At 38.4% G+C, this 19,297-nt stretch carries 20 protein-coding genes; 11 read left to right on the top strand and 9 right to left on the bottom strand.

Annotated elements, in window-relative coordinates:
* Positions 1–12 precede the first annotated feature (12 nt).
* From GM920_RS20690 to GM920_RS20670, 5 genes are read right to left on the bottom strand one after another with little or no spacing between them, the layout of a single operon-like run.
* On the bottom strand, positions 13–417 hold the full coding sequence (locus GM920_RS20690) for a response regulator (RefSeq protein ID WP_182961062.1): 405 nt from the start codon (positions 415–417) through the stop codon (positions 13–15).
* Entirely contained in the window at positions 407–1,486 is a 1,080-nt protein-coding gene (locus GM920_RS20685) for a hybrid sensor histidine kinase/response regulator (protein WP_182961061.1), read from the bottom strand. Before GM920_RS20685 ends, GM920_RS20690 begins: the two co-directional genes overlap by 11 nt.
* Positions 1,487–1,497: 11 nt before the next feature.
* The gene (locus GM920_RS20680) at positions 1,498–3,660 is read right to left on the bottom strand and encodes a sensor histidine kinase (RefSeq protein ID WP_182961059.1); all 2,163 of its coding nucleotides are present in this window, start codon (positions 3,658–3,660) and stop codon (positions 1,498–1,500) included.
* A complete protein-coding gene (locus GM920_RS20675; protein WP_182961057.1) occupies positions 3,660–4,349 on the bottom strand; it encodes a hypothetical protein in 690 nt (229 codons plus the stop codon). The genes GM920_RS20680 and GM920_RS20675 overlap by 1 nt, the downstream gene beginning before the upstream one ends.
* Entirely contained in the window at positions 4,350–6,686 is a 2,337-nt protein-coding gene (locus tag GM920_RS20670; RefSeq protein ID WP_182961055.1) for an Rv1355c family protein, read from the bottom strand.
* Positions 6,687–6,951: 265 nt separating this feature from the next.
* Here GM920_RS20670 and GM920_RS20665 point away from each other — a divergent pair, with 265 nt between their 5' ends.
* Together GM920_RS20665 and GM920_RS20660 are read left to right on the top strand one after the other, a co-directional pair.
* Positions 6,952–7,419, top strand: a complete 468-nt coding sequence (locus GM920_RS20665; RefSeq protein WP_182961053.1) for a response regulator — start codon at positions 6,952–6,954, stop codon at positions 7,417–7,419.
* A gap of 228 nt (positions 7,420–7,647) precedes the next feature.
* Positions 7,648–8,115 (top strand): response regulator, encoded by a 468-nt coding sequence (locus GM920_RS20660; RefSeq protein ID WP_182961052.1) that lies wholly within the window; start codon positions 7,648–7,650, stop codon positions 8,113–8,115.
* 13 nt (positions 8,116–8,128) lie between these two features.
* Here GM920_RS20660 and rpoN read toward each other — a convergent pair whose 3' ends face one another.
* Positions 8,129–9,598 carry an RNA polymerase factor sigma-54 gene (rpoN, locus tag GM920_RS20655; RefSeq protein ID WP_182961051.1) on the bottom strand — a complete coding sequence of 490 codons (1,470 nt, stop codon included), beginning with the start codon at positions 9,596–9,598 and terminating at the stop codon, positions 8,129–8,131.
* Positions 9,599–9,913: 315 nt separating this feature from the next.
* Between rpoN and mscL the strand changes: the two genes are divergently transcribed.
* Positions 9,914–10,348 (top strand): large conductance mechanosensitive channel protein MscL, encoded by a 435-nt coding sequence (mscL, locus tag GM920_RS20650; protein WP_182961050.1) that lies wholly within the window; start codon positions 9,914–9,916, stop codon positions 10,346–10,348.
* 129 nt (positions 10,349–10,477) lie between these two features.
* Here mscL and GM920_RS20645 read toward each other — a convergent pair whose 3' ends face one another.
* Positions 10,478–11,347, bottom strand: coding sequence for a ChaN family lipoprotein (locus GM920_RS20645; protein ID WP_182961049.1), 870 nt, complete (start codon positions 11,345–11,347; stop codon positions 10,478–10,480).
* Positions 11,348–11,526: 179 nt separating this feature from the next.
* Here GM920_RS20645 and GM920_RS20640 point away from each other — a divergent pair, with 179 nt between their 5' ends.
* The 7 genes from GM920_RS20640 to tsaB all read left to right on the top strand — a co-directional run bounded on the left by GM920_RS20640 (position 11,527) and on the right by tsaB (position 15,785).
* Positions 11,527–12,321, top strand: a complete 795-nt coding sequence (locus GM920_RS20640; RefSeq protein ID WP_182961048.1) for a LiaF transmembrane domain-containing protein — start codon at positions 11,527–11,529, stop codon at positions 12,319–12,321.
* A gap of 80 nt (positions 12,322–12,401) precedes the next feature.
* Positions 12,402–13,397: a sensor histidine kinase gene (locus GM920_RS20635; RefSeq protein WP_235964601.1), complete on the top strand. Its 996-nt coding sequence runs from the start codon at positions 12,402–12,404 to the stop codon at positions 13,395–13,397.
* On the top strand, positions 13,397–14,134 hold the full coding sequence (locus tag GM920_RS20630) for a LytR/AlgR family response regulator transcription factor (RefSeq protein WP_182961047.1): 738 nt from the start codon (positions 13,397–13,399) through the stop codon (positions 14,132–14,134). Before GM920_RS20635 ends, GM920_RS20630 begins: the two co-directional genes overlap by 1 nt.
* Before the next feature lie 109 nt (positions 14,135–14,243).
* The gene (gene rpmH / locus GM920_RS20625; protein ID WP_073232865.1) at positions 14,244–14,402 is read left to right on the top strand and encodes a 50S ribosomal protein L34; all 159 of its coding nucleotides are present in this window, start codon (positions 14,244–14,246) and stop codon (positions 14,400–14,402) included.
* A gap of 63 nt (positions 14,403–14,465) precedes the next feature.
* Positions 14,466–14,861 (top strand): ribonuclease P protein component, encoded by a 396-nt coding sequence (locus GM920_RS20620; protein WP_182961046.1) that lies wholly within the window; start codon positions 14,466–14,468, stop codon positions 14,859–14,861.
* Positions 14,845–15,078 carry a membrane protein insertion efficiency factor YidD gene (yidD, locus tag GM920_RS20615; RefSeq protein WP_182961045.1) on the top strand — a complete coding sequence of 78 codons (234 nt, stop codon included), beginning with the start codon at positions 14,845–14,847 and terminating at the stop codon, positions 15,076–15,078. The genes GM920_RS20620 and yidD overlap by 17 nt, the downstream gene beginning before the upstream one ends.
* Before the next feature lie 23 nt (positions 15,079–15,101).
* Positions 15,102–15,785, top strand: a complete 684-nt coding sequence (gene tsaB, locus GM920_RS20610; protein WP_182961043.1) for a tRNA (adenosine(37)-N6)-threonylcarbamoyltransferase complex dimerization subunit type 1 TsaB — start codon at positions 15,102–15,104, stop codon at positions 15,783–15,785.
* Position 15,786: 1 nt separating this feature from the next.
* On the opposite strand, the gene GM920_RS20605 is transcribed toward tsaB, so the two are convergent.
* Both GM920_RS20605 and GM920_RS20600 read right to left on the bottom strand, forming a co-directional pair.
* Positions 15,787–17,196 (bottom strand): DUF5723 family protein, encoded by a 1,410-nt coding sequence (locus tag GM920_RS20605; RefSeq protein ID WP_182961041.1) that lies wholly within the window; start codon positions 17,194–17,196, stop codon positions 15,787–15,789.
* Between the two features lie 55 nt (positions 17,197–17,251).
* Entirely contained in the window at positions 17,252–18,814 is a 1,563-nt protein-coding gene (locus GM920_RS20600; RefSeq protein ID WP_182961039.1) for a DUF3352 domain-containing protein, read from the bottom strand.
* A 92-nt stretch (positions 18,815–18,906) separates the two neighbouring features.
* Here GM920_RS20600 and GM920_RS20595 point away from each other — a divergent pair, with 92 nt between their 5' ends.
* Entirely contained in the window at positions 18,907–19,296 is a 390-nt protein-coding gene (locus GM920_RS20595; protein WP_182961037.1) for a DUF423 domain-containing protein, read from the top strand.
* The last annotated feature ends 1 nt before the right edge of the window (position 19,297 follow it).

Here is a 19,297-nt window from a genome sequence, read left to right as displayed (position 1 = left end):
AGCCCTTTCTTTTTATAGGTGTTTTTTTAATTCTTCTTCCAGTTCTTTTGGAAATAATGGTTTCCGGAATAACCGGACTACATGTGGATTTGCTTCTGCTTTTTTGATATCTCCAAAGTCAAGTGTCGATGATAGGATAGCCACTATACATTTTTCTGTGATAGATTTAGGTAATCCTTTATAGATTTCCAGGAATTCAAAGCCATCCATTTCCGGCATCTGAATGTCCAATAAAATGAAATCCGGGATTTTATCATCATCGTTCTTATTCCTGCTGAGGTAATTCAGCGCCTCTTCTCCGGATTGGCAAAGGATGATTTCATCAAATAACTTAGTAATGGTGATGATCTTGGAGTTGATTTTTAAATCAACCTCATTGTCATCAATTAGCATAACTTTTCTTAGTTTATTTAACATTTGGAATCGTGATTTTAAAGGTGGTACCTTCTATAGCATTTGAACTTACTGTAATCTTCCCGTTGATTTTATTTAATGCTTCTTTTACGATGAAAAGACCCAAGCCACTTCCATGGTTAATCTTACTTTTAAAGAATTGCAAGAATATTTTTTCCAAATGTTCATTCAGAATGCCCATTCCATTGTCATTAATTGAAATATGAACTTGCGTAGGCTGAACTTCTACCGAAATGTTTACATTCTTATTCAGTTCTGTTTCTTTTTGATACTTGATCGCATTGGAAATCAGGTTGCCTAAGATCACTTCAATTCGGAAGGCATCTCCAAAGAATTGCTCATCCTGAACGATATTGACATTAAACTGCATGTCTTTGTCGGTATAGGCGTAAAGTTCAATCAGATCAGCAACCAGTTTTTTGAAATCTATTTCTGTATGTTCAGAGACTGTTTTGTTATTCTTATAGTATTGCAGCGTTTTCTGGATGTAATAATCCAGCCTGTTGGAGCAGGTTTCTATCAGTCCCCAATATTCTCCGCTCGAATTAAAAAGGCCTTCCATTTTTACGAGATTCACAATGCCCATGGTAGAAACCAAGGGCGCCCTTAACTCATGTGAGATACTGTATATAAAGCGGTTTAGTTCATCATTGGTTTTTTCCAATTCAGCAACCTTATTCCGTAAATCTATCTTTGCTTTATAAGCATCATAGGCGTTTTTAATGGAGTTGTGCAGCTCCAGATCATTCCATGGTTTGGTGATATACCGGTAAATATCCCCATGGTTGATTGCGTCTGCCAGGGCTTCAATATCAGTGTATCCTGTTAATAAAATTCTGGTAGGGTCTGGAAACGTATTTTTGATGCTCTTGAAAAACTCTACACCCGTAATATTCGGCATCTTCTGATCCGCAATAATCACTTGTACTGCAACGTTTTCAAGGATTTTTAATCCTTCGTCAGCAGATATGGCGGTGTAAATTTCATACTGCCGTCTAAAACTTGCTTTGAAAGCGTTTAAGTTATTTTCTTCATCATCAATATACAGAACACGTATAGTTGTGGCATTCATAATAAAGTCTATTATCGTGAGATTAGGGGTAAGGTAATAATAAATTCTGTACCTTGATTTACTTTTGTCACAACATCTATGTGGCCTTGGTGATTTTCAATGATCCTAAATACGATTGATAGCCCTAAACCGGTACCTTCACCAACGTCTTTAGTTGTGAAAAAGGGTTCGAAGATCTTCTGTTTTACTTCTTCAGACATACCTGATCCTGAATCTTTAATACTTATTTTCACTTCTTCTCCTTCTTGCCAGGTATTGATGCTGAGTAGTTCTTCGGCAGCGGGTGATTCTTTTCCTTTGATGGCTTGAATCGCATTGCTGATGAGGTTCATAAATACCTGATTAATTTTACCAGGCATACATTCTACCTTTGGTAAGGTACCATAATTCTTTACAATCTGCAGATTGCCAGGGAAAGTACTTCTCAATAAAACCAGGGTAGAATCCAATCCTTCATTTAAGTCTACAGGCTTGGTGTCATTCTCATCCAGCCTGCTGAAATTCTTCAGACTTCTGATGATTTCCGCAGTTCGTTTTGCACCTTCTCCGATTCCTGAAAGTAAAGATTTAATCTCTTCTCTAACGAAATCAAGATCGATAGATCTTTTGAAGTTTTCAATGGTGCTAAGCTGCGAATTGAGGTCCTGTGCAGGGTCAATTTTCTCATACATATCGATCAACTCATTCAAGTCGTCGATGTCCATTTGAAGGGGCTTAATATTAGAGGTCACAAAGTTGATCGGGTTGTTGATCTCATGTGCAATACCTGCTGTGAGCTGACCTAAAGAAGCCATTTTTTCAGAATCTACCAATTGAGATTGGGTCTCTTTTAGGTTAGATAAGGCATCGTTTAAACTGGTGTTGATGTTTTCCAACGCTTCTGTTCTTTCCTTAACCTTGATTTCCAACAGGACGTTTTGCTCGCGTACCAGTTTTTCATTTTCAGTCAGGATTCTCAGTGCTTCTGATTGTGATTCTTCCTTCTCTTTCTTGAAGATGTTGATCTTATCGGCCAAAGCAAAGGAAAGCAATACCGCTTCTAATCCAGAACCAATTAATATGGCATTGTTGGTTAAAAACGTATAAGAAAGAATACCAACATCCTTTAAGATAAATATGATTACTCCGATTAGAAAGCAAGACCATGAAATGGTAAAATATAAAGCCGGACGGTATTTTTTTCTGTAGATAATAATACCTGTAACGATTACTGAAATGGAAGCCACTATGGTGAGCAATTGCAAGGCCATCTGCGCAGCCACGGGATAACCAGAAAGGCTGATTCCAAAACAGATCAGATACAGCACAATCAGCACATTCATGTAAGTATTTACATTCTTATAGAAGTTTTTTACATGGAGAAATTCTTTGGTAAAGAGAATAGAGGTAATCCCGACGAAAACAATGGAGAATACCAGCCCTTGGTTGTTTAAATAAGGGTTATCTCCCCATAGTAAGGAGAAAGCATAGCCCTGTAAACACAATTGGGTAAAGCCAACGCTGAAAATATAGACTACATAAAACAAATAGCTTCTATCTCTTACTGTGGAATATATAAAGATATTATATAAAAACATGGTAATGATTAGCCCCATGTACAAGCTAAAAACATTGCTTTCCATGGCAAGTCCTTGCATAATTACGGAATACGAACCTATAAAAAGCGGGAGTGTAATCGGACTGGAAGCCGCAACTTTGAGGTAGTAAGTGGTGGTATCTGAAGTTGTTCTCAGTCTGAAAATAGGATCCTGATGTACAATATCCCGAAGGAGAATGGATACTTCATTTCCTGATTTAACCGTTTTGTATTGTCCTTTTTCAGGATAATAAAAGACAACTTTATCCAGATTTGGGCTTTTCAATTGGAGGTAATAATCACTTGCCATTTTAGGGTCGGCAATTTTAATCCTAATCCAAATTTGAGATTTTGTAAGTCCGAAATTGGCAATCTTATTGTAATTAGGTCTGAATTCAGCCTTCTTAATCACCTCTTCCAATGAAAGTTTAGCGGAAGGGTCTTCAAAGGTTGAAACCTGGTCACTGATATTAATCTGGGTATTTTCCGTGCTATTCAATTGAATTACTTGTGCTTCTGTCTCACTGCTCATCAGTAGGAAAAGCATGATCAAACAAAAGAACTGGTGCATCTTTTTTAAGCTATTCAGGTATTGCATTATTTGTCGTATTTTAAATCGTACATGATGTCAACATCTCCCTTAGGGCCAGTTTCCGATCGTACTTGTACGGGATTTTCAATGAGGTCAAAAACAAGCTCTCTAATGGTTGGCTCTGCTTTTTCTAAAGTTCTAACGTTGTCAATAATTACGGCAGTGGCAATTAAATCAAGCTTTGGGTAGTAGAATTGGCCATTGTTTCCAACGGCAATATTCACATCAAAACCAGTTCTTTTTCCCCCTCTAACCGTGGCTGGAGCACAAAGTGCAAATAAACTATGGAGTCCAAGCGTATAAGCCAAGGCCACTGAGGCCCGGATTAAAAAGATACTACCAATCCCGAATCCTGCAATTTCTCTGGAGTTCCAAAGTCCGCAAAGCTCGCCCGTTTTCAGTAACTTTCTTTCTTTAAGCTGATCAAATATTTTAGGATCTAGTTTACCAATTGCGTCTTCAATTGGTAAGGGTAAATCTTCATCAGCAATCTGAATGCGTGCGCCACCTAATGCCCTTCCATCTTCGGTAGATTCTACCAGGATGACGTAAGTGTTTTCATGTTGCATCCAGGCATGTTTTGCCGATGTAATCATGGTGATGCCATAGATTTCTAATACCTTTCTGTGGCCATCTATAAACTTATGGCATAAAGCTTCGTTGTCTGTCGCTTTAAATGCGGTGAACTTTACCATTTATTGGGTTAAATTAGACATGAATATTTTATCTATTGGCAATCGTTTTGAAGGTGTTGCATCAGCTTCAGCGTAGAACAATCTACATAGAAAAACGCTTACCTCCTGCTGATTGACCTCCGAAAAGCAATTGTAGAAAATCTCATTTAATTCAGAAAACTTGTCTTTAAGGTAAAGGTCCTGATTTAGTCCGTCCCCATATTTTAAGATGTTAAAGTGTAGTATGCTTGCGGTCATTGGATGAAGGGAGATTCCTGCACGGTTAGCGGTTAACCACATGCGTTCCACAGCTTTTCCTCCTTTGATGAAGTCATTTGAAGTATAAGTAGGCATGGTGATCAGGGCAATAGCCGAGGAAGCCAAACCTGATTTTTTAGAAAGACGTTCCAGTCCGGTTCCCATTTTCCAGGTTTTCAATAACTCAAGCACTTTTGGGTCTTTTGCAATGCGCATACCAATGGCTTCTCCTGCTGTTAAGCCGAAGGATTCCAGGTCTAATCCATCACCAGTTCTTTCACTTTCTTCTTTAGTAAACCTCAGTTCCAGGTTGAAAAGTTCATGATGGCCGGTAGGGGTGTATAAACGGAGTTTATCCGCTTCTCCCATGATGTTTGCGACTTGTTGAATGGCATTTTTATCTTCAATGAAATATATTTTAGCCCCATCAATCTGCTCTGTTTCTGCTTTGATCTCCGCTAAATTTTCCGCGGGGATCGGCTTGATTACCTTAGGTTGATTTCTATTGGTATTTCTAATGTCAGTGAAGTTGGCCAAGCCATCTTTCTGATGTTGTGGGCTTGTATTCGAAAACTGCAATGCCGCAATCAGTTCAGGCAGCTCAGGATCCGGAAACAGTTGCTCATGCACCTGAAGGTTCAGCGCATCGGCTTTCAAGCGGATGCTTTCCAGCGTTAGTCCGAAGCCAACATAAGCCACAATGTTCTTGTGGTTGGCAAAAGAAAAAGAACGTTCTTTATCATGGAAAAGGAGTAAAGCGCCATCTTTATACAGCCATTTCCAAGGTTGATTGTTTCCCGCGGAGCTTCCTCTTTGTGCGGTTAAGATCAGTTCGTCTAGTTGTTCTCCGTCTAAGGCAATGGCATTTTCTGGCTTAGTCAGTTTCAAGTCAGCAGTTTTTGCTTCCATCTCCGGAAAGGAGATTCCTTTTTCAGGCTGTGGAGTTGCTGTGGTATCAGCTGCTTCCACTGGATTTGCAATGATCTCTTCAATGTCAACAAAAAATCTGCCCGAAACAGAAAGTTCCTGTAGCAAGATTCTTCTGGATAGGTCAGCTGTGATTCCACCACCATAAGTTACAGCGCTGGCCAGTTGGGGCCATGAGGTGATGGTTTGTTGAATTTCAATCATAGAGGCCTTCATCCTGGTGGATAGGGTTTCTACGCCTGCAATAGGTAATATATAAGGTATTTTCTCTTCGTTGGTTTTAAGGTGTTTTACTTTTGAAATGTCAAGGTGCTCAATATATCCATGTAAAATTGGACGGTTAGGCTCCAGGTCAAATCGCTCAATGTCGATCGTGCCTCTGTCGCTGGCCTCCATTAAGACTGGGATTTGGTGCGCTTTGGCTTTAACTCTGCAAAGAATCTTGATGTCAATCCCGTCACATTCGTCGATTAAAAGATCCAGATTTCCGTTTTCGGTTAAGAAACTTTCGATATTTTCCTCTGTAATGCCTTCATGAAAACAGGTTACTTTTAAAAAAGGATCTATTTCTGCAATTTCTCGGGCAACAATAACGGTTTTTCGTAAATCTACATTTTGAACGCCGCTTCGGATGCGGTTCAGGTTGGTCAGGTCCAAATGGTCAAAATCCGCAATTCGTAACTCACCACAGCCACGTTCAATAGCTAGGGTCAGGGATACGGATTGTCCTACTGATAAACCGATTACACCGATTTTTTTCTTCATCAACAGGTCTTGTTCCTGCTGTGTGATTTTATGTTTATTCCGATTGGTACGAACCTGGATAAATTCTTCTTTATCCAGGATATGTACTAATTTCTCTAACCACGGATAATATACCCATACGCCATATGTATCGGCCTCTAGACCGTTTAAACGTTTTACTATAAGTTCATCGATTTGTTCCTTGCTTAGAACTAATGTTGGGTTTAACCCTTTAACCAGATCCGTAAGCTGATTTGTAATGCTATCAAATACCTGGATATGTGGTTTTTCTTTTAGCAAATTCAATAACGAAGATTGGTCTTCCGGATTTAGAATTCTAAAGAATGTTGGCGTATAGATTTCACTATACTTTTTTGTTTGTGAAGCTAGCTCTTTTTTAAGTTGACGTAATTCTTTATCTAATTGCATTTGTTCTATGAGATATACCCTTTAATCATTACAAAAATTCTATTAAAATTATACTTTTCACCGTTATTATGAAAGTATAATTTTTATTATTGTGAAGAGGTTAATTTTAATTAAGGCGTTACCCGCTAATAATGAGCATCATTCAATGGATTACAGTTACAAAAAACAGGACCGAAATATTTTATTATTATAAATTTTCAACCAAATTAGTTCATTGAACCTTATAAAAGCAATATATTTAAAAAAAATATATTAAATTCATAAGATGAATTCTAACGCATCCATAAATGTCCTGTACATAGACGATGAAGCGCACAATCTAAATTCTTTTAAAGCAGGATTTAGAAGAATGTTTAATGTCTTTACTGCGGAGTCGGCAGAAGAGGGTAGAAAGATTCTGGAAAAGCAATTAATCCACGTGATCATTACCGATCAAAGGATGCCTGTGATGACAGGTATTGAATTCCTGGAGTCGATTATTCCTGATTTTCCTGAGCCCATCAGAATCCTACTCACCGGGTATGCAGATATTAACGCTGTGATTGACGCGATCAACAAGGGACAAGTTTATAAGTACATTCAGAAGCCCTGGATGGCTGAAGATCTGCGGATCAATATTGAAAAAGCTTTTGAGATCTATTCGCTGAGAAAAGAAAACAGAGAGCTCACGGAAAAATTATTGATTGTGAATCAGCAGTTGGAATTTTTATTCCGCCAAAGCCTCTTATCTTAAAGATCAGAACGAGAATTTCGGGTCAATATCGGTTGGAGATTGATATTGACCCGAAAAAGAATGGGACTAATAATTTGATGATTTCTGTAATGCATAGCCCTCTACTGATATTTTAATGCCTATTTGTGTAATTATTTAAGAATAAAACCGCAAATAATTTTAATCTTTAAATAGTTTTTTTGTTCATAATAATTGAAATATATTTAACAAAAAAAAGGCAAAAATTTTATGAATTCTGATACTTCCGTAAACGTTCTCTATGTTGATGATGAAGTCCATAATCTCAACGCTTTTAAAGCAAGTTTCCGACGTAAATTCAATGTTTTTATTGCAAACTCGGCAGTAGAGGGGAGGAAGGTTTTAGAAGCGGAAGACATTCATGTGATTGTAACAGATCAAAGGATGCCTGTGACTACGGGGATTGAATTTCTGGAATCTATTATTCCTGATTTTCCGGATCCGATTAGAATCCTGTTAACGGGTTATGCAGATATTAACGCGGTAATTGACGCGATTAATAAAGGGCAGGTATATCGTTACATTCAAAAGCCATGGATGGAAGATGATCTGCGCATTAACATTGAGAAAGCTTTTGAGCTTTATACTTTGAGAAAAGATAACAGGGATTTGACCGCCAGCTTAATTGTGGCCAATGAGAAACTGGAAAACTTATTAAGAATGGGGACTGATTTTTAGTCCCCATCTAATTTTACAGTTCTTTTCTTAAACGGGCCACCGGGATATTCATTTGTTCCCTGTATTTCGCAACCGTTCTTCTTGCAATATTATAACCTTGTTCTTTTAGTATTTCCGTTAGCTTTTCATCTGCTAAAGGCTTACGTTTGTCCTCATTTCCAATACAATCTTCAAGAATTTTCTTCACTTCTTTATTAGACACTTCTTCACCGCTTTCCGTTTGGATCGCCTCAGAGAAGAATGATTTCAATAGAAAAGTTCCGAATTCTGTTTGTACGTATTTTGAGTTGGCTACCCTGGAAACGGTAGAGATGTCCATGTCAATTTTATCAGCAATGTCTTTTAAGATCATTGGACGCATTTTACGTTCATCACCAGTCAACAGGTACTCATATTGGTATTGCATGATGGCGTTCATCGTTTTTAGCAAAGTCTGTTGTCTCTGCTTAATGGCATCAATAAACCATTTTGCGGAATCCAGCTTTTGTTTTACAAATTGAACGGCTTCTTTTAATTTTTTATCTTTTTGCGCTGCTTTATCATAATGGTCAAACATGTCGATATAAGAGCGGCTTACCCTTAGTTCTGGTGCATTTTTTGAATTTAGCGTCAGAATTAAAGTGCCGTCATTATTGCTGACATGGAAATCCGGAATAACTTGCAGTTGCTTGGTGGTGACTTGATTTGAATCTCCTGGTTTAGGGTTTAAGCGTAGGATTTCTGCGATGATTTCTTTCAGGTCCTCACTATTCAGTCCCAAAGCCTTTTCAAGCTTATCATAGTGTTTTCTGGTAAATTCATCCAGGTAGTTTTCTACGATGATAATGGCTTTCTGAATGATGGGATTAGCAGGGTCTTTACGCTTTAACTGTAAAGTCAGACATTCCTGTAAGTCTCTCGCTGCGATTCCCGGAGGGTCAAAGCTTTGGATCACCTTTAGCATTTCTAATACATCTTCTTCTTCAACCATGGCATTTTGTGAAAATGCAAGGTCATCAATCATGGAAGTAATAGGCCTGCGTAAATAACCATCGTCGTCTAAACTTCCAATAATTTGCTTTCCAATGATGAAATCCTGATCAGACAAAGGAACCAGATCCAGTTGTTCTTGCAGACTTTCAAAGAAAGTACTCTCAATTGCTATCGGAGTTTCTTTCTTTTCTTCATCATCGTCATTGTTATAAGAGGTGCTATAATCGTTTACATTGTCGTCTTGTAAATAATCATCTACATTAAATTCATCCGTATTTTCTTCCTTTGCACTTGCATCAAAATCATCCGGAGTATCATTAAGGTCATCATATTCGCTTTTTGGCTCCTCAGCGATCATTAAGCTGGGATCTTCAAGCGCTGGATTTTCCTCCAATTCTTCTTTTATTCGGGTATCTAATGCAACAGTAGGTACTTGCAGCAATTTAATAAATTGGATTTGCTGAGGGGAGAGCTTTTGAAGTAATTTTTGTTGTAGATGTTGTTTAAGCATGTTTTATCAAAGCGGTATTTAAGTACCCGTTCCAAAAATACGAATTTGGTTTACATATAAACTATCAAGACAAAGTATTATTGTGTATTTAGTAGGAATAAGGGTTTTGGAAATCAGGTTTTCTTAAAACATTTTTCATTCTTCTCCTTTCGATCTCTTTAATCCAGCTCAAAAAGAGGTTTCTTTTGCCCTGAGTTTATGGTGTTTATTCTGTTAAGATATAAATAGAGTAAGGAATAGCAGCAATAGGTGCAGTTTTTGAAAATAATTAACTACTTTTATTAGGACGTTTAACATCTAAAACTAATACTACTTATGAGCTTTGTAAAAGAATTTAAGGAATTTGCAGTCAAAGGCAATGTGATTGACCTGGCTGTCGGTGTAATTATTGGAGGCGCTTTCGGCAAAATTGTGACTTCTATGGTCAATGACTTGATTATGCCTCCGATCAGTTTGCTGATTGGCGATAAGGGATTTGCCAATTTCTATATCCCACTGAGTGATAAGGTTAGAGAGTTTGTAGCCACAAACCCTGCGGCTTCTTTGGAGGATGCCAGGAAAATGGGGCCAGTTTTTGCATGGGGAAACTTCGTGACAGAAGTGATCAATTTCCTTATTTTGGCTATGATCATTTTCTTAATGGTAAAGGCCATCAATAAAATGAAGAGAAAACAAGAAGTGGTTGCTCCAGCTCCGGTACCAACAGAGGTATTACTTACTGAAATCCGTGACTTACTGAAAAATAAGTAAGCGCAATCTATAAATATTTAAACCACCTGAGCAGGATAGAATCATAACCTACGATTCCGCTATCCTGCTCAGGTGGGTTTTTATGCGCTATGGACTTCCAGGTTTACTGGGATTAAGGGCTTTACAAGCTTAAAAGGTTCTCTTAATTGTTGGGTCAGTCAGGATGATATAGTCGCCAAGGTTGTTGTATTTTGTCCAGTCAGGTTCCGTAAAGTCTGCTCCTGAAAAACAAGAAATGTTGGCTATTTTCAATTTTGGCAATAGGGCTTTTAATTTGGCCAGGGTACCTAGTTGCTCATCACTATGAAAACGGCCGTTCAATTGGAATACTTTTGTTCCTTTATGGCTTTTCAAATACTTGGCGATAGACCAGGACATCGTTGCATCCCAAAGGTTCTGTGTCTGGTAGATCTTCATCCCACCCATTCCATGACCGCCAAGCATGTCTATAAATTTATCATAATATTTTCCGGTTGCCGTATCTATTGGTAGGGGAGGAAGAAAAGTACGGGAGCTTTCCGGAAATTGATTTAGGATCGATAAACCTGATTTACTTACCGTATTGCTATATCTGGTGGCCGCATTGGCTGCGATCACCGACAAATGCTGTGTTTTTGCATATTCAATCAGCGGTTTATAGTCTTCATAGTTCTTCCATACTCTGGCTTCTTTAACGAAGTTTTTTTCAGAAATTAATCCTGATAAGTACTCTTCCATTACGGGCTGAATATCGGTATGGAACATTTCTAAACTCAAAGCAGTTTTCGGATAGCTACTGCTGAGCTTTTTATAAATTTCAAATTCCAATAAGTGACCAATGGAATCATTGTGTTCTTCGCCAAAAAATAGCACATCTATGTCCTTCATGTCATTAAGCAAGTTGTCTAGCGGAATGAGCTTTTGTTTTTTGACATCATATACTTTATAATGTGCTGTTGGGGCTTGTGCAATTGACAAAAGCGGTAACACGCATAGCATTGCAGTGATCAGTTTTTTCATAAATCAGTACTTTTCCTAGGTAATTAGAACTATTCCAAATTAACGAATAATTTTTACCGATAAAAAATGGGACTTTACCGATGATTTTTGTCAACCGGTGTAATTGGGGTTTGTAAATGAGTGTTCATACGCTACATTTGAGTAGACAACACATAGATTAAACGAATAAATTGATAACCATGGAAAAGTGGAACGAGGGTAAAAAAAACAATAGCACATGGGCTGGCTTGATTCTTTTAGGGATTGGAATGGTGTTTTTGTTGAGAAATATGGGATTTTATCTCCCGCATTGGGTGCTGAGCTGGCATACGCTTCTAATCATCATTGGCTTATTGGTCGGATTTAAAAAGAATTTTGAAGGTCGCGGCTGGTTAGCGATGGTACTGGTGGGGGGGTACTTTACTTTGGGGGATATTGTAGATGCCGATGTGTCAAAATATTATTTTGCGGTAGCCTTTATCATCATGGGATTGTACTTGATCCTTAAACCAAAATCAAATCGTCTCAACGGAGAGAAATGGAAAAAGAAACAGGCGAATTTTACGGATGCTTCTTTTTCAGAAAGCACATCTACGGAGCAAGAGCAACCTACGGACACTACGGAAGCGCCTAAAGCGGGCACTTGGGTGGATGAAAATGACGTGATCGATGCAGTCTGTGTATTTGGAGGTACTGATCAGTATGTATATTCTAAGAATTTCAAGGGAGGAGATATGGTTGCTGTTTTTGGAGGCTGTAATGTAAACCTGACCCAGGCAGATTTTGAAGGTGCAATTGTGTTGGAGGTGGTAGCTGTTTTTGGGGGGGTTAAGATTATTATTCCTTCCAGTTGGATTGTAAAGTCGGAAGTGACCGCGATTTTTGGTGGGATAGAGGATAAAAGAGGGCCAGTAATGATTTCCGATGGCGGAACTAAAATCATTAAAATTACAGGATTGGCCTTGTTTGGAGGAGTAGAGATTCGCAATTTTTAAATAGAAATACAATTTTCACCAAATAATTCCTTGTTGTGACCAACAGACCCTTAGCTAATAAGAACATTAAACGATATGCATTGGCAATATTTTTAGCCTGGACCTCGGTATTTGTCTTGCTTTTCTATTATACATTAAACTTTAATTGGTATATATCCATTGCTGATAGCCTCGTTACAAATGGGCTATTGGCCTTGGCTTGCATGATTTTAAGTAATATGCTGGGGTATTACCAACCCAAGAATGAAACTATTTTGTTTGTGCTGGTGATCACGTTGATGCTGGCCGGTGTCATTACTTTCATTAGTAATTTTGCACTTTCTTATTTGTTTACCAATGAGCTGACCTACCGGAGTTTTTTGCAGCTGTCGCTGATTTTAAGATTCATCATCGTGTTTGTATTCCTTGCCTGGTGTGCGCTTGCTAATATTTTATGGTACCGTTTGGAAGAGCAGTCTGCTACGCAAGAACGTTTACTAACTGCTCAAAACCTCAGTAAAGAAGCAGAATTGAATAAGTTAAGACATCAGCTGCAACCTCATTTTCTTTTCAATAGTCTAAATTCAGTTTATGCGCTCACGATCATGAATCCTACAGAAGCGGGGACAATGATCATGAAGTTGGCTTCTTTTTTAAGGGGGAATTTGAAAAGAGACGATGAAATCTGGGTGAAGGTAGAAGAGGAGATGGAATATATACAACTCTACCTCGATATTGAAAAGGTACGTTTTAGTCATCGGTTAAATATTGAAGTGAAAGTTGCCGAAGAAACCTTAGATTTATGCCTGCCAGGCACACTCTTACAGCCAATTGTAGAGAATGCGATTAAATTTGGTTTGTACAACACAGCTGCAGCGATTACGATTTCTATTTTTGTGAAAGTAGAAAATAACAGGTTGGTGATCACCGTGCAAAATCCTTTTGATCCGGAAATGAGGGCGACAGGTGGGACAGGTTTCGGATTATCGGCTATTAAGCGCAGGTTGTACCTGTTATTTGGTGATGAACAATTGCTACAAACCAAGGCTACCGAAGATAATATATATATAACAACGCTAAAAATACCTCAGAACTAATGATGAGAACGATTTTAATAGATGATGAATCCCTGGCCAGGGATGTCGTAAAACATTATCTGAGCAGCTTTCCCGATATTGAGGTTGTTGCGGAGTGTAGCGATGGCTTTGAAGGAATTAAAGCGATTACACAGCATCAGCCGGACTTTATATTTCTGGACATTCAAATGCCTAAGATCAATGGGTTTGAGATGTTGGAACTGGTAGAGCAACATCCTGCAGTGATCTTTACTACGGCTTTCGACGAGTTTGCCATTAAAGCTTTTGAAGTAAATGCAGTAGATTACCTGTTAAAACCAATAGAGAAAAGTAGATTCGATCAGGCCATACAAAAATTACCAGCGCGCTTAAATCAGACTGAACAGTACAGTCGGGAGCTGCTGGATTCTGCTGCACTTAACCCCGCTCAGCAAAATAGAGTAGTCGTTAAGAAGAATGGTGTCATAAAAATCATCCCTATAGCAGATATTCATTACCTTGAAGCAGACGACGATTATGTGAAGTTAAGTACCACTGAAGGCGCTTTTCATAAGAATAAGACAATGAGCTTTTTTGAACAAACGTTAGAATCTTCACAATTTATTCGTATTCATCGATCATATATCATAAATTTGGCCCAGGTGACAAAAATAGAACTGAAAGAAAAGGACAGTTATATTGTTCTTTTAAAATCTGACATATGGCTTCCGGTAAGTAAAACGGGCTATATTAAGCTTAAAGCAGCGCTTGGCTTGTAAGATTTTAAGGAAAAATGAAAACTACCTTGAATTCTATTTGCAATTAAAATAAAATCAAGCTATATTTGCACCTCTTATTTAAAAAAATAGTCTAAGATATAATACAGTTATGAAAAGAACATTCCAACCTTCGCAAAGAAAGAGAAGAAACAAACACGGCTTCCGCGAAAGAATGGCTACAGCAAACGGTAGAAGAGTATTAGCTTCTCGTCGTGCAAAAGGAAGAAGTAAGCTATCAGTTTCTGACGAACGTCGTCACAAAGCATAATTTTTGATTGCAGCACAATAAGTGTTAGCAGATCACAATATCTGCAAATTTGCGATCAAAAACATGAACACATTTAATAAAGAAGAACGGTTATGTAGTAGAAAATTATTAGATCTGCTATTTAAAGACGGTTCTTCTTTTTTATTATACCCATTCCGCATTTCCTATCGTTTTGTAGATGTCCCGCACAGTTTCCCTGCTCAGGTAGTGATCAATGCACCTAAGAAACGCTTCAAAAGAGCGGTAGACAGGAACTTGATCAAGAGAAGGATTCGTGAGGTGTATCGTTTGCAAAAACAAACAGAACTCTATCCATCATTGGAAGGTTCAGATCAGTTACTGATCTTTTCTATCCAATACGTGGGGAAGAAGATCTATGAGTTCTCCTTTTTGGAGAAGAAAATGGAAAGTGCTTTGAAAAGGTTAATCGGCAGCATCAAAAATGATCAGGGCAGTTAAACTGGTAATCGGTTGGTTCTTTTTAGGACTAATTAAGCTATATCAATGGTTTATATCGCCGTTATTGGGTGCCAATTGCCGTTTTACGCCAACTTGTTCTCAATATGGAATAGAAGCGATAAAAAAGCATGGCCCTTTTAAAGGAGGATGGTTAACTTTGAAGCGGATTGGACGTTGTCACCCTTGGGGGGCACACGGTCATGATCCTGTTCCTTAATCCAGATTTATTACCTTTACCCGATGATCACCATACTTCAAATCGAAACCGCTACACAAGTTTGTTCTGCCGCAATCTCTCAGGATGGGGTAACCATTGCCCTGAAAGAAGAAATGGCCAGTAATATTCATGCTGGAAGTCTTACCTTATTCATTCAATCTGCTATGGATAGCGCCGGATTAAAGTTCTCTGATTTGGATGCAATCGCGGTAAGTAAAGGCCCAGGCTCTTATACCGGATTGAGAATTGGTGTGTCAACCGCTAAAGGTCTTTGCTTTGCCTTAGATAAACCTTTAATCGGAATCGATACCTTGCAAATGATGGCTGAAGGTTTTTGGAAAGCCGAAGCCCTTCCTGAAGGACTGGTTTGCTCGATGATTGATGCCAGAAGAATGGAGGTGTTCACTGCAGTTTTTGATCCGCAACTGGATTACGTATCCCCTGTAGAAGCGAAAATTATTGATGAACATAGCTTTGAAAGCTTGTTATCGGCACAAAAAGTCACATTTATTGGTGACGGTGCCGCAAAATGCACAGAGACATTACAACATGAAAATGCGCATTTTTCTACTGCCAACTTTAACTCTGCAGGCAATATGAGCCGCTTGGCTATGGCTGCTTACACGCAAGGTAAATTTGAAGATGTAGCCTATTTTGAGCCTTTCTATTTGAAAGATTTCGTCTTTACAACCCCAAAGAAAAAGTAACCTATTTCTTTTTCGAGAAGATGCTGAAAATGCGCTGGAATACACTTTGTGGTTGTTCTCCAATCCCCGGCATCGTACTGCTGTTTTGTGGATGCTCTACATAATTTCCGAATTTGATTCCAATTCCAAAGTATACGGATGCCCCGTTATAACTTTTGCCTAAAGTGGCGTCCTTATTCAGGATCCCCTTAACCTGACTGGTCGTTTTTAATACATCATCAGAGCCTAGAAATACTTCGAAATTCGGGGTTTGATACATGGTCTGAAGCCCCAAGTAAAATAACTTCTGGAAATTATAAGTAGGTGTAGCAGATACAGAGAAACCATCGTACTTGAATTTATTGACCATGGCGGCATCTCCACCTGCGTAGAATAGGTTTTTAGATACAATGATCGATGGGGTCCATAAACCAAAGCTTTTCGACAGCATGGCATCTAATTTTGCATTGGTAGCGGAGTAAAAACCACGTCTTTCTGCATTTTTCAGCAATGCATCCGAGAGGCGGTTTTGAAACTGATCTCTATTGTCGGTACTTCCTTCAATTTCAATAACTTCATTGACATTTTTATAGTAAGATTGGCTGTTCCACCTGATGAAACCCAAGTCTTTTAAATTTGCCATTAGGAAATAGCCACTTTTACTCTGATAGGAAGTACCCAAACTGATGGAGGCTCCCGGATTTTTGAACGTAGGCATAAAGGTATTGGTACTCAGTTCATCAATATCTTTAAAGGTGCTGCGGTAATTGCCGACAAACTTCGCGCTTAAACGGCCGTTGGTTTGATCAAGCGAGAGGTCGGAGTCGCTAATGTTTAATTGGTTATAGCTGGTTCCGCTCAATAGACTCAGTTTGGCACCAAAAGCCAGCCTCTTGGTGTAATTTTCTCTATAGGTAACACTGAACTGATGATAAGTCTGCGCATAGCCCTTGTCATTAAATGCACCTCTTTTAGGCATCTCATTTTTTAATCTTTGATAGTTGTCTACCAGCACCAATGTTTCATTGGTATATTTTGCCAGACCATCTGTTCTCAGTTGCCAGGAAAATCCCAGCTCTTTCTGATACTTGTAAGAATTAAATACTTTAAAGGTTAATAGGTAGGCATTGGTGTTTTGATAAAGGGTATTGAAGCCTTTCTGCCCCAATGGGATGTTTTTTGAATCATAAACTTGTTCGTTGATGACTTTACGTATAAAATCATCATTGCCTTTACTAGCCACATTTGCCCCGAGATAAGGCAAAAAGAAGTTGGAAGCATACTTCCTGGATGAATCCAGGGTAAATGTTTTTTGTGCCGGGTTTTCAAAACCATCAAATAATGTTTTGGTATTGAAAAGACCATACTGTTGCGCCTTTAACTGATGGGCGAAAAGAAACAGGATAACAATGCAGAGCGCCTTTTTTAACATATTTTGTTATTTGCTAAACAAACTTGATGATTATAAATTACTTCTGGTTAGAATATTAAAAATCTTTTTCCGTACCAACAAACTTGCCGATTAGCAAATTGGTTTGAAATTTCCCATGATCTCCACTCAATTGATAGACAAAAGATTCATAGTTTTTTAGGCCATTTTCTGCGGTAAGCCGATTGAAAAAGGGAAGATATACGTTCTTAGCCCAGATGTTTTTGGAATTCTGATGGTCTATGTAGAAATTAAGGTTGGAATTATTTGGGAGTTGATTGGTCACATTTATAAATCGGGCAGTGTTGATGAGCAATTGATTTTCCCTATAGTCCTTTAAAAAAGATTGAAGCGTTGCCGCTGTATTGGCGAAAACCAGGTAATTGTCTAATATCGTATAATATGGTCTTTTGAAACCTTGAAAGGGCATGCCAAAATAGGTGTACAAAAGATCAGGTTCTTTAAATAATTTAAGGTCTTCGGAGTAATCCTCACTGATGTCAATCAGGAGCTGATCTAGCTTATCACCATTGCTTAGGTTAATGGCTCCTAGTTTTTCACCAGTACTCAGCTGAAATGTCATCATTTGATTTTGAAAGTACTTAGGAAACAGTAATTCCAAGTTTAAATGGTATTTCTGATTGATGGCCTCTGCGAACTTTACGCGTTTCTGATCTTCTTTATGACTTGTAAACCATTGGTCCAGCTTTTTGCTCCAGGGCTCATATTTATCTATGGCATAGATACTGAAATTTGCGGTTTTTTCTGGAAGAATGTTCTGAATACTCATTTTTTGAGGAACTTCTTCCGCAAATAACTGATAATAACTATTTGGATTTTGGATAAGGGTAGTTCCGGTAAAAAGTACCCTTTCCTTGCTGAAATTATATGTTAAAAGGGCAAATGCATGCTGTTGGTTAAAAATAGCTAGCTCTCCGTTTAACTTTCCAGGGATTATAGGCTTCAGCAAGGCTGGGATTTTGTTGAAGTTTAGGTAGAGTTGTGCCAAGCTGTTTTTTGATAATTTACTGCCAGATTTAATGTATTCTACAAATTGGTCATCAGTCTTATCAATAGGCTTTGACAATATGGTTTTGATAGGCTCCGGACGATTGGACAATAAGATTAAATGATCTTTGAGGCCCAGGTAAAATACACTGCTATCTGCTAAGGTCAATTTGGTCTGGCCTCCAGCGCTGTCTACTCGCATTGCCGCAGTTTTTAAAGCATGAAAAAGTTGTGTTTTGCTCATCTCCTGATCGCTCTGCGTGCTGATGATGAAATCAAGTTCCTTTCCCTTTCCAGGGAGGATACCGAGGTACACCATTTGCTTTTGCGTGAGTCCGCTTAAAGCAGTTGAAGAAAGTACCACATTTTTTAAGGATTGCAACGATTTGAATTTCTCAGGACCCATGATCTCTTCAAAATTATCCTGTCCTTTTAAAATATCCAGGACGCTTTTGTCCTGCTCAAAGGAGAATATAAAACCGGATTCACTAACCGCGGCATACAGGCTGAGGTCAGACTGTGCATGGGCCGTATTTAATTTAGAAAAATAAAGATAGGCCATGGTCACAATGGCCGTTAGGAGTGTGATGATGCTAAGTAGGATCTTTTTCATTGCTGTCCTTACAAATTTAATTTAATAAGTTGGGATTACTAAGAAAATGCAACCAAGTTTCTTAATTTTGGAAGATTAAAAAAGCCGATTTTATGAGCAACAGACCTATTATTTTAACCGCCTCTCTATTTGGATTAACTGCAGTCATACTAGGTGCCTTTGGTGCCCATGGTTTAAAAAGCCAGGTCAGTCCTGAAGCATTGGAAATTTGGAGCAAGGGAGTGGAATATCAGTTTTATCATACTTTCGCCTTACTGTTTCTTTCGCAGTTGAGTATGAAACAACCTAAGCTACTTAAATTGGCTTGTATTTTCTTCAGTTTTGGAATTATCCTGTTCTCAGGATCACTATACTTATTGGCGACCAGGGAGATTACTCATATTGGGTTTGGAGCTGTGTTAGGGCCAATTACGCCGATTGGTGGATTACTGTTTATTCTTGGTTGGGGAAGTTTGTTCTTTGCCGCTTCAAATAACAAGTAAG

It is taken from the genome of Pedobacter gandavensis, assembly GCF_014172405.1.
Classification (GTDB): Bacteria; Bacteroidota; Bacteroidia; order Sphingobacteriales; family Sphingobacteriaceae; genus Pedobacter; species Pedobacter gandavensis.
Note: the sequence above shows the minus strand (reverse complement) of the source record. Positions and strands in the feature narration are given on the sequence as shown.

Excerpts from the sequence above, each read along its gene's own strand:
- GM920_RS20690 (WP_182961062.1), bottom strand. The coding sequence starts at position 417 with ATGTTAAATAAACTAAGAAAAGTTATGCTAATTGATGACAATGAGGTT.
- GM920_RS20685 (WP_182961061.1), bottom strand. The coding sequence starts at position 1,486 with ATGAATGCCACAACTATACGTGTTCTGTATATTGATGATGAAGAAAAT.
- GM920_RS20680 (WP_182961059.1), bottom strand. The coding sequence starts at position 3,660 with ATGCAATACCTGAATAGCTTAAAAAAGATGCACCAGTTCTTTTGTTTG.
- GM920_RS20675 (WP_182961057.1), bottom strand. The coding sequence starts at position 4,349 with ATGGTAAAGTTCACCGCATTTAAAGCGACAGACAACGAAGCTTTATGC.
- GM920_RS20670 (WP_182961055.1), bottom strand. The coding sequence starts at position 6,686 with ATGCAATTAGATAAAGAATTACGTCAACTTAAAAAAGAGCTAGCTTCA.
- GM920_RS20665 (WP_182961053.1), top strand. The coding sequence starts at position 6,952 with ATGAATTCTAACGCATCCATAAATGTCCTGTACATAGACGATGAAGCG.
- GM920_RS20660 (WP_182961052.1), top strand. The coding sequence starts at position 7,648 with ATGAATTCTGATACTTCCGTAAACGTTCTCTATGTTGATGATGAAGTC.
- rpoN (WP_182961051.1), bottom strand. The coding sequence starts at position 9,598 with ATGCTTAAACAACATCTACAACAAAAATTACTTCAAAAGCTCTCCCCT.
- mscL (WP_182961050.1), top strand. The coding sequence starts at position 9,914 with ATGAGCTTTGTAAAAGAATTTAAGGAATTTGCAGTCAAAGGCAATGTG.
- GM920_RS20645 (WP_182961049.1), bottom strand. The coding sequence starts at position 11,347 with ATGAAAAAACTGATCACTGCAATGCTATGCGTGTTACCGCTTTTGTCA.
- GM920_RS20640 (WP_182961048.1), top strand. The coding sequence starts at position 11,527 with ATGGAAAAGTGGAACGAGGGTAAAAAAAACAATAGCACATGGGCTGGC.
- GM920_RS20630 (WP_182961047.1), top strand. The coding sequence starts at position 13,397 with ATGATGAGAACGATTTTAATAGATGATGAATCCCTGGCCAGGGATGTC.
- rpmH (WP_073232865.1), top strand. The coding sequence starts at position 14,244 with ATGAAAAGAACATTCCAACCTTCGCAAAGAAAGAGAAGAAACAAACAC.
- GM920_RS20620 (WP_182961046.1), top strand. The coding sequence starts at position 14,466 with ATGAACACATTTAATAAAGAAGAACGGTTATGTAGTAGAAAATTATTA.
- yidD (WP_182961045.1), top strand. The coding sequence starts at position 14,845 with ATGATCAGGGCAGTTAAACTGGTAATCGGTTGGTTCTTTTTAGGACTA.
- tsaB (WP_182961043.1), top strand. The coding sequence starts at position 15,102 with ATGATCACCATACTTCAAATCGAAACCGCTACACAAGTTTGTTCTGCC.
- GM920_RS20605 (WP_182961041.1), bottom strand. The coding sequence starts at position 17,196 with ATGTTAAAAAAGGCGCTCTGCATTGTTATCCTGTTTCTTTTCGCCCAT.
- GM920_RS20600 (WP_182961039.1), bottom strand. The coding sequence starts at position 18,814 with ATGAAAAAGATCCTACTTAGCATCATCACACTCCTAACGGCCATTGTG.
- GM920_RS20595 (WP_182961037.1), top strand. The coding sequence starts at position 18,907 with ATGAGCAACAGACCTATTATTTTAACCGCCTCTCTATTTGGATTAACT.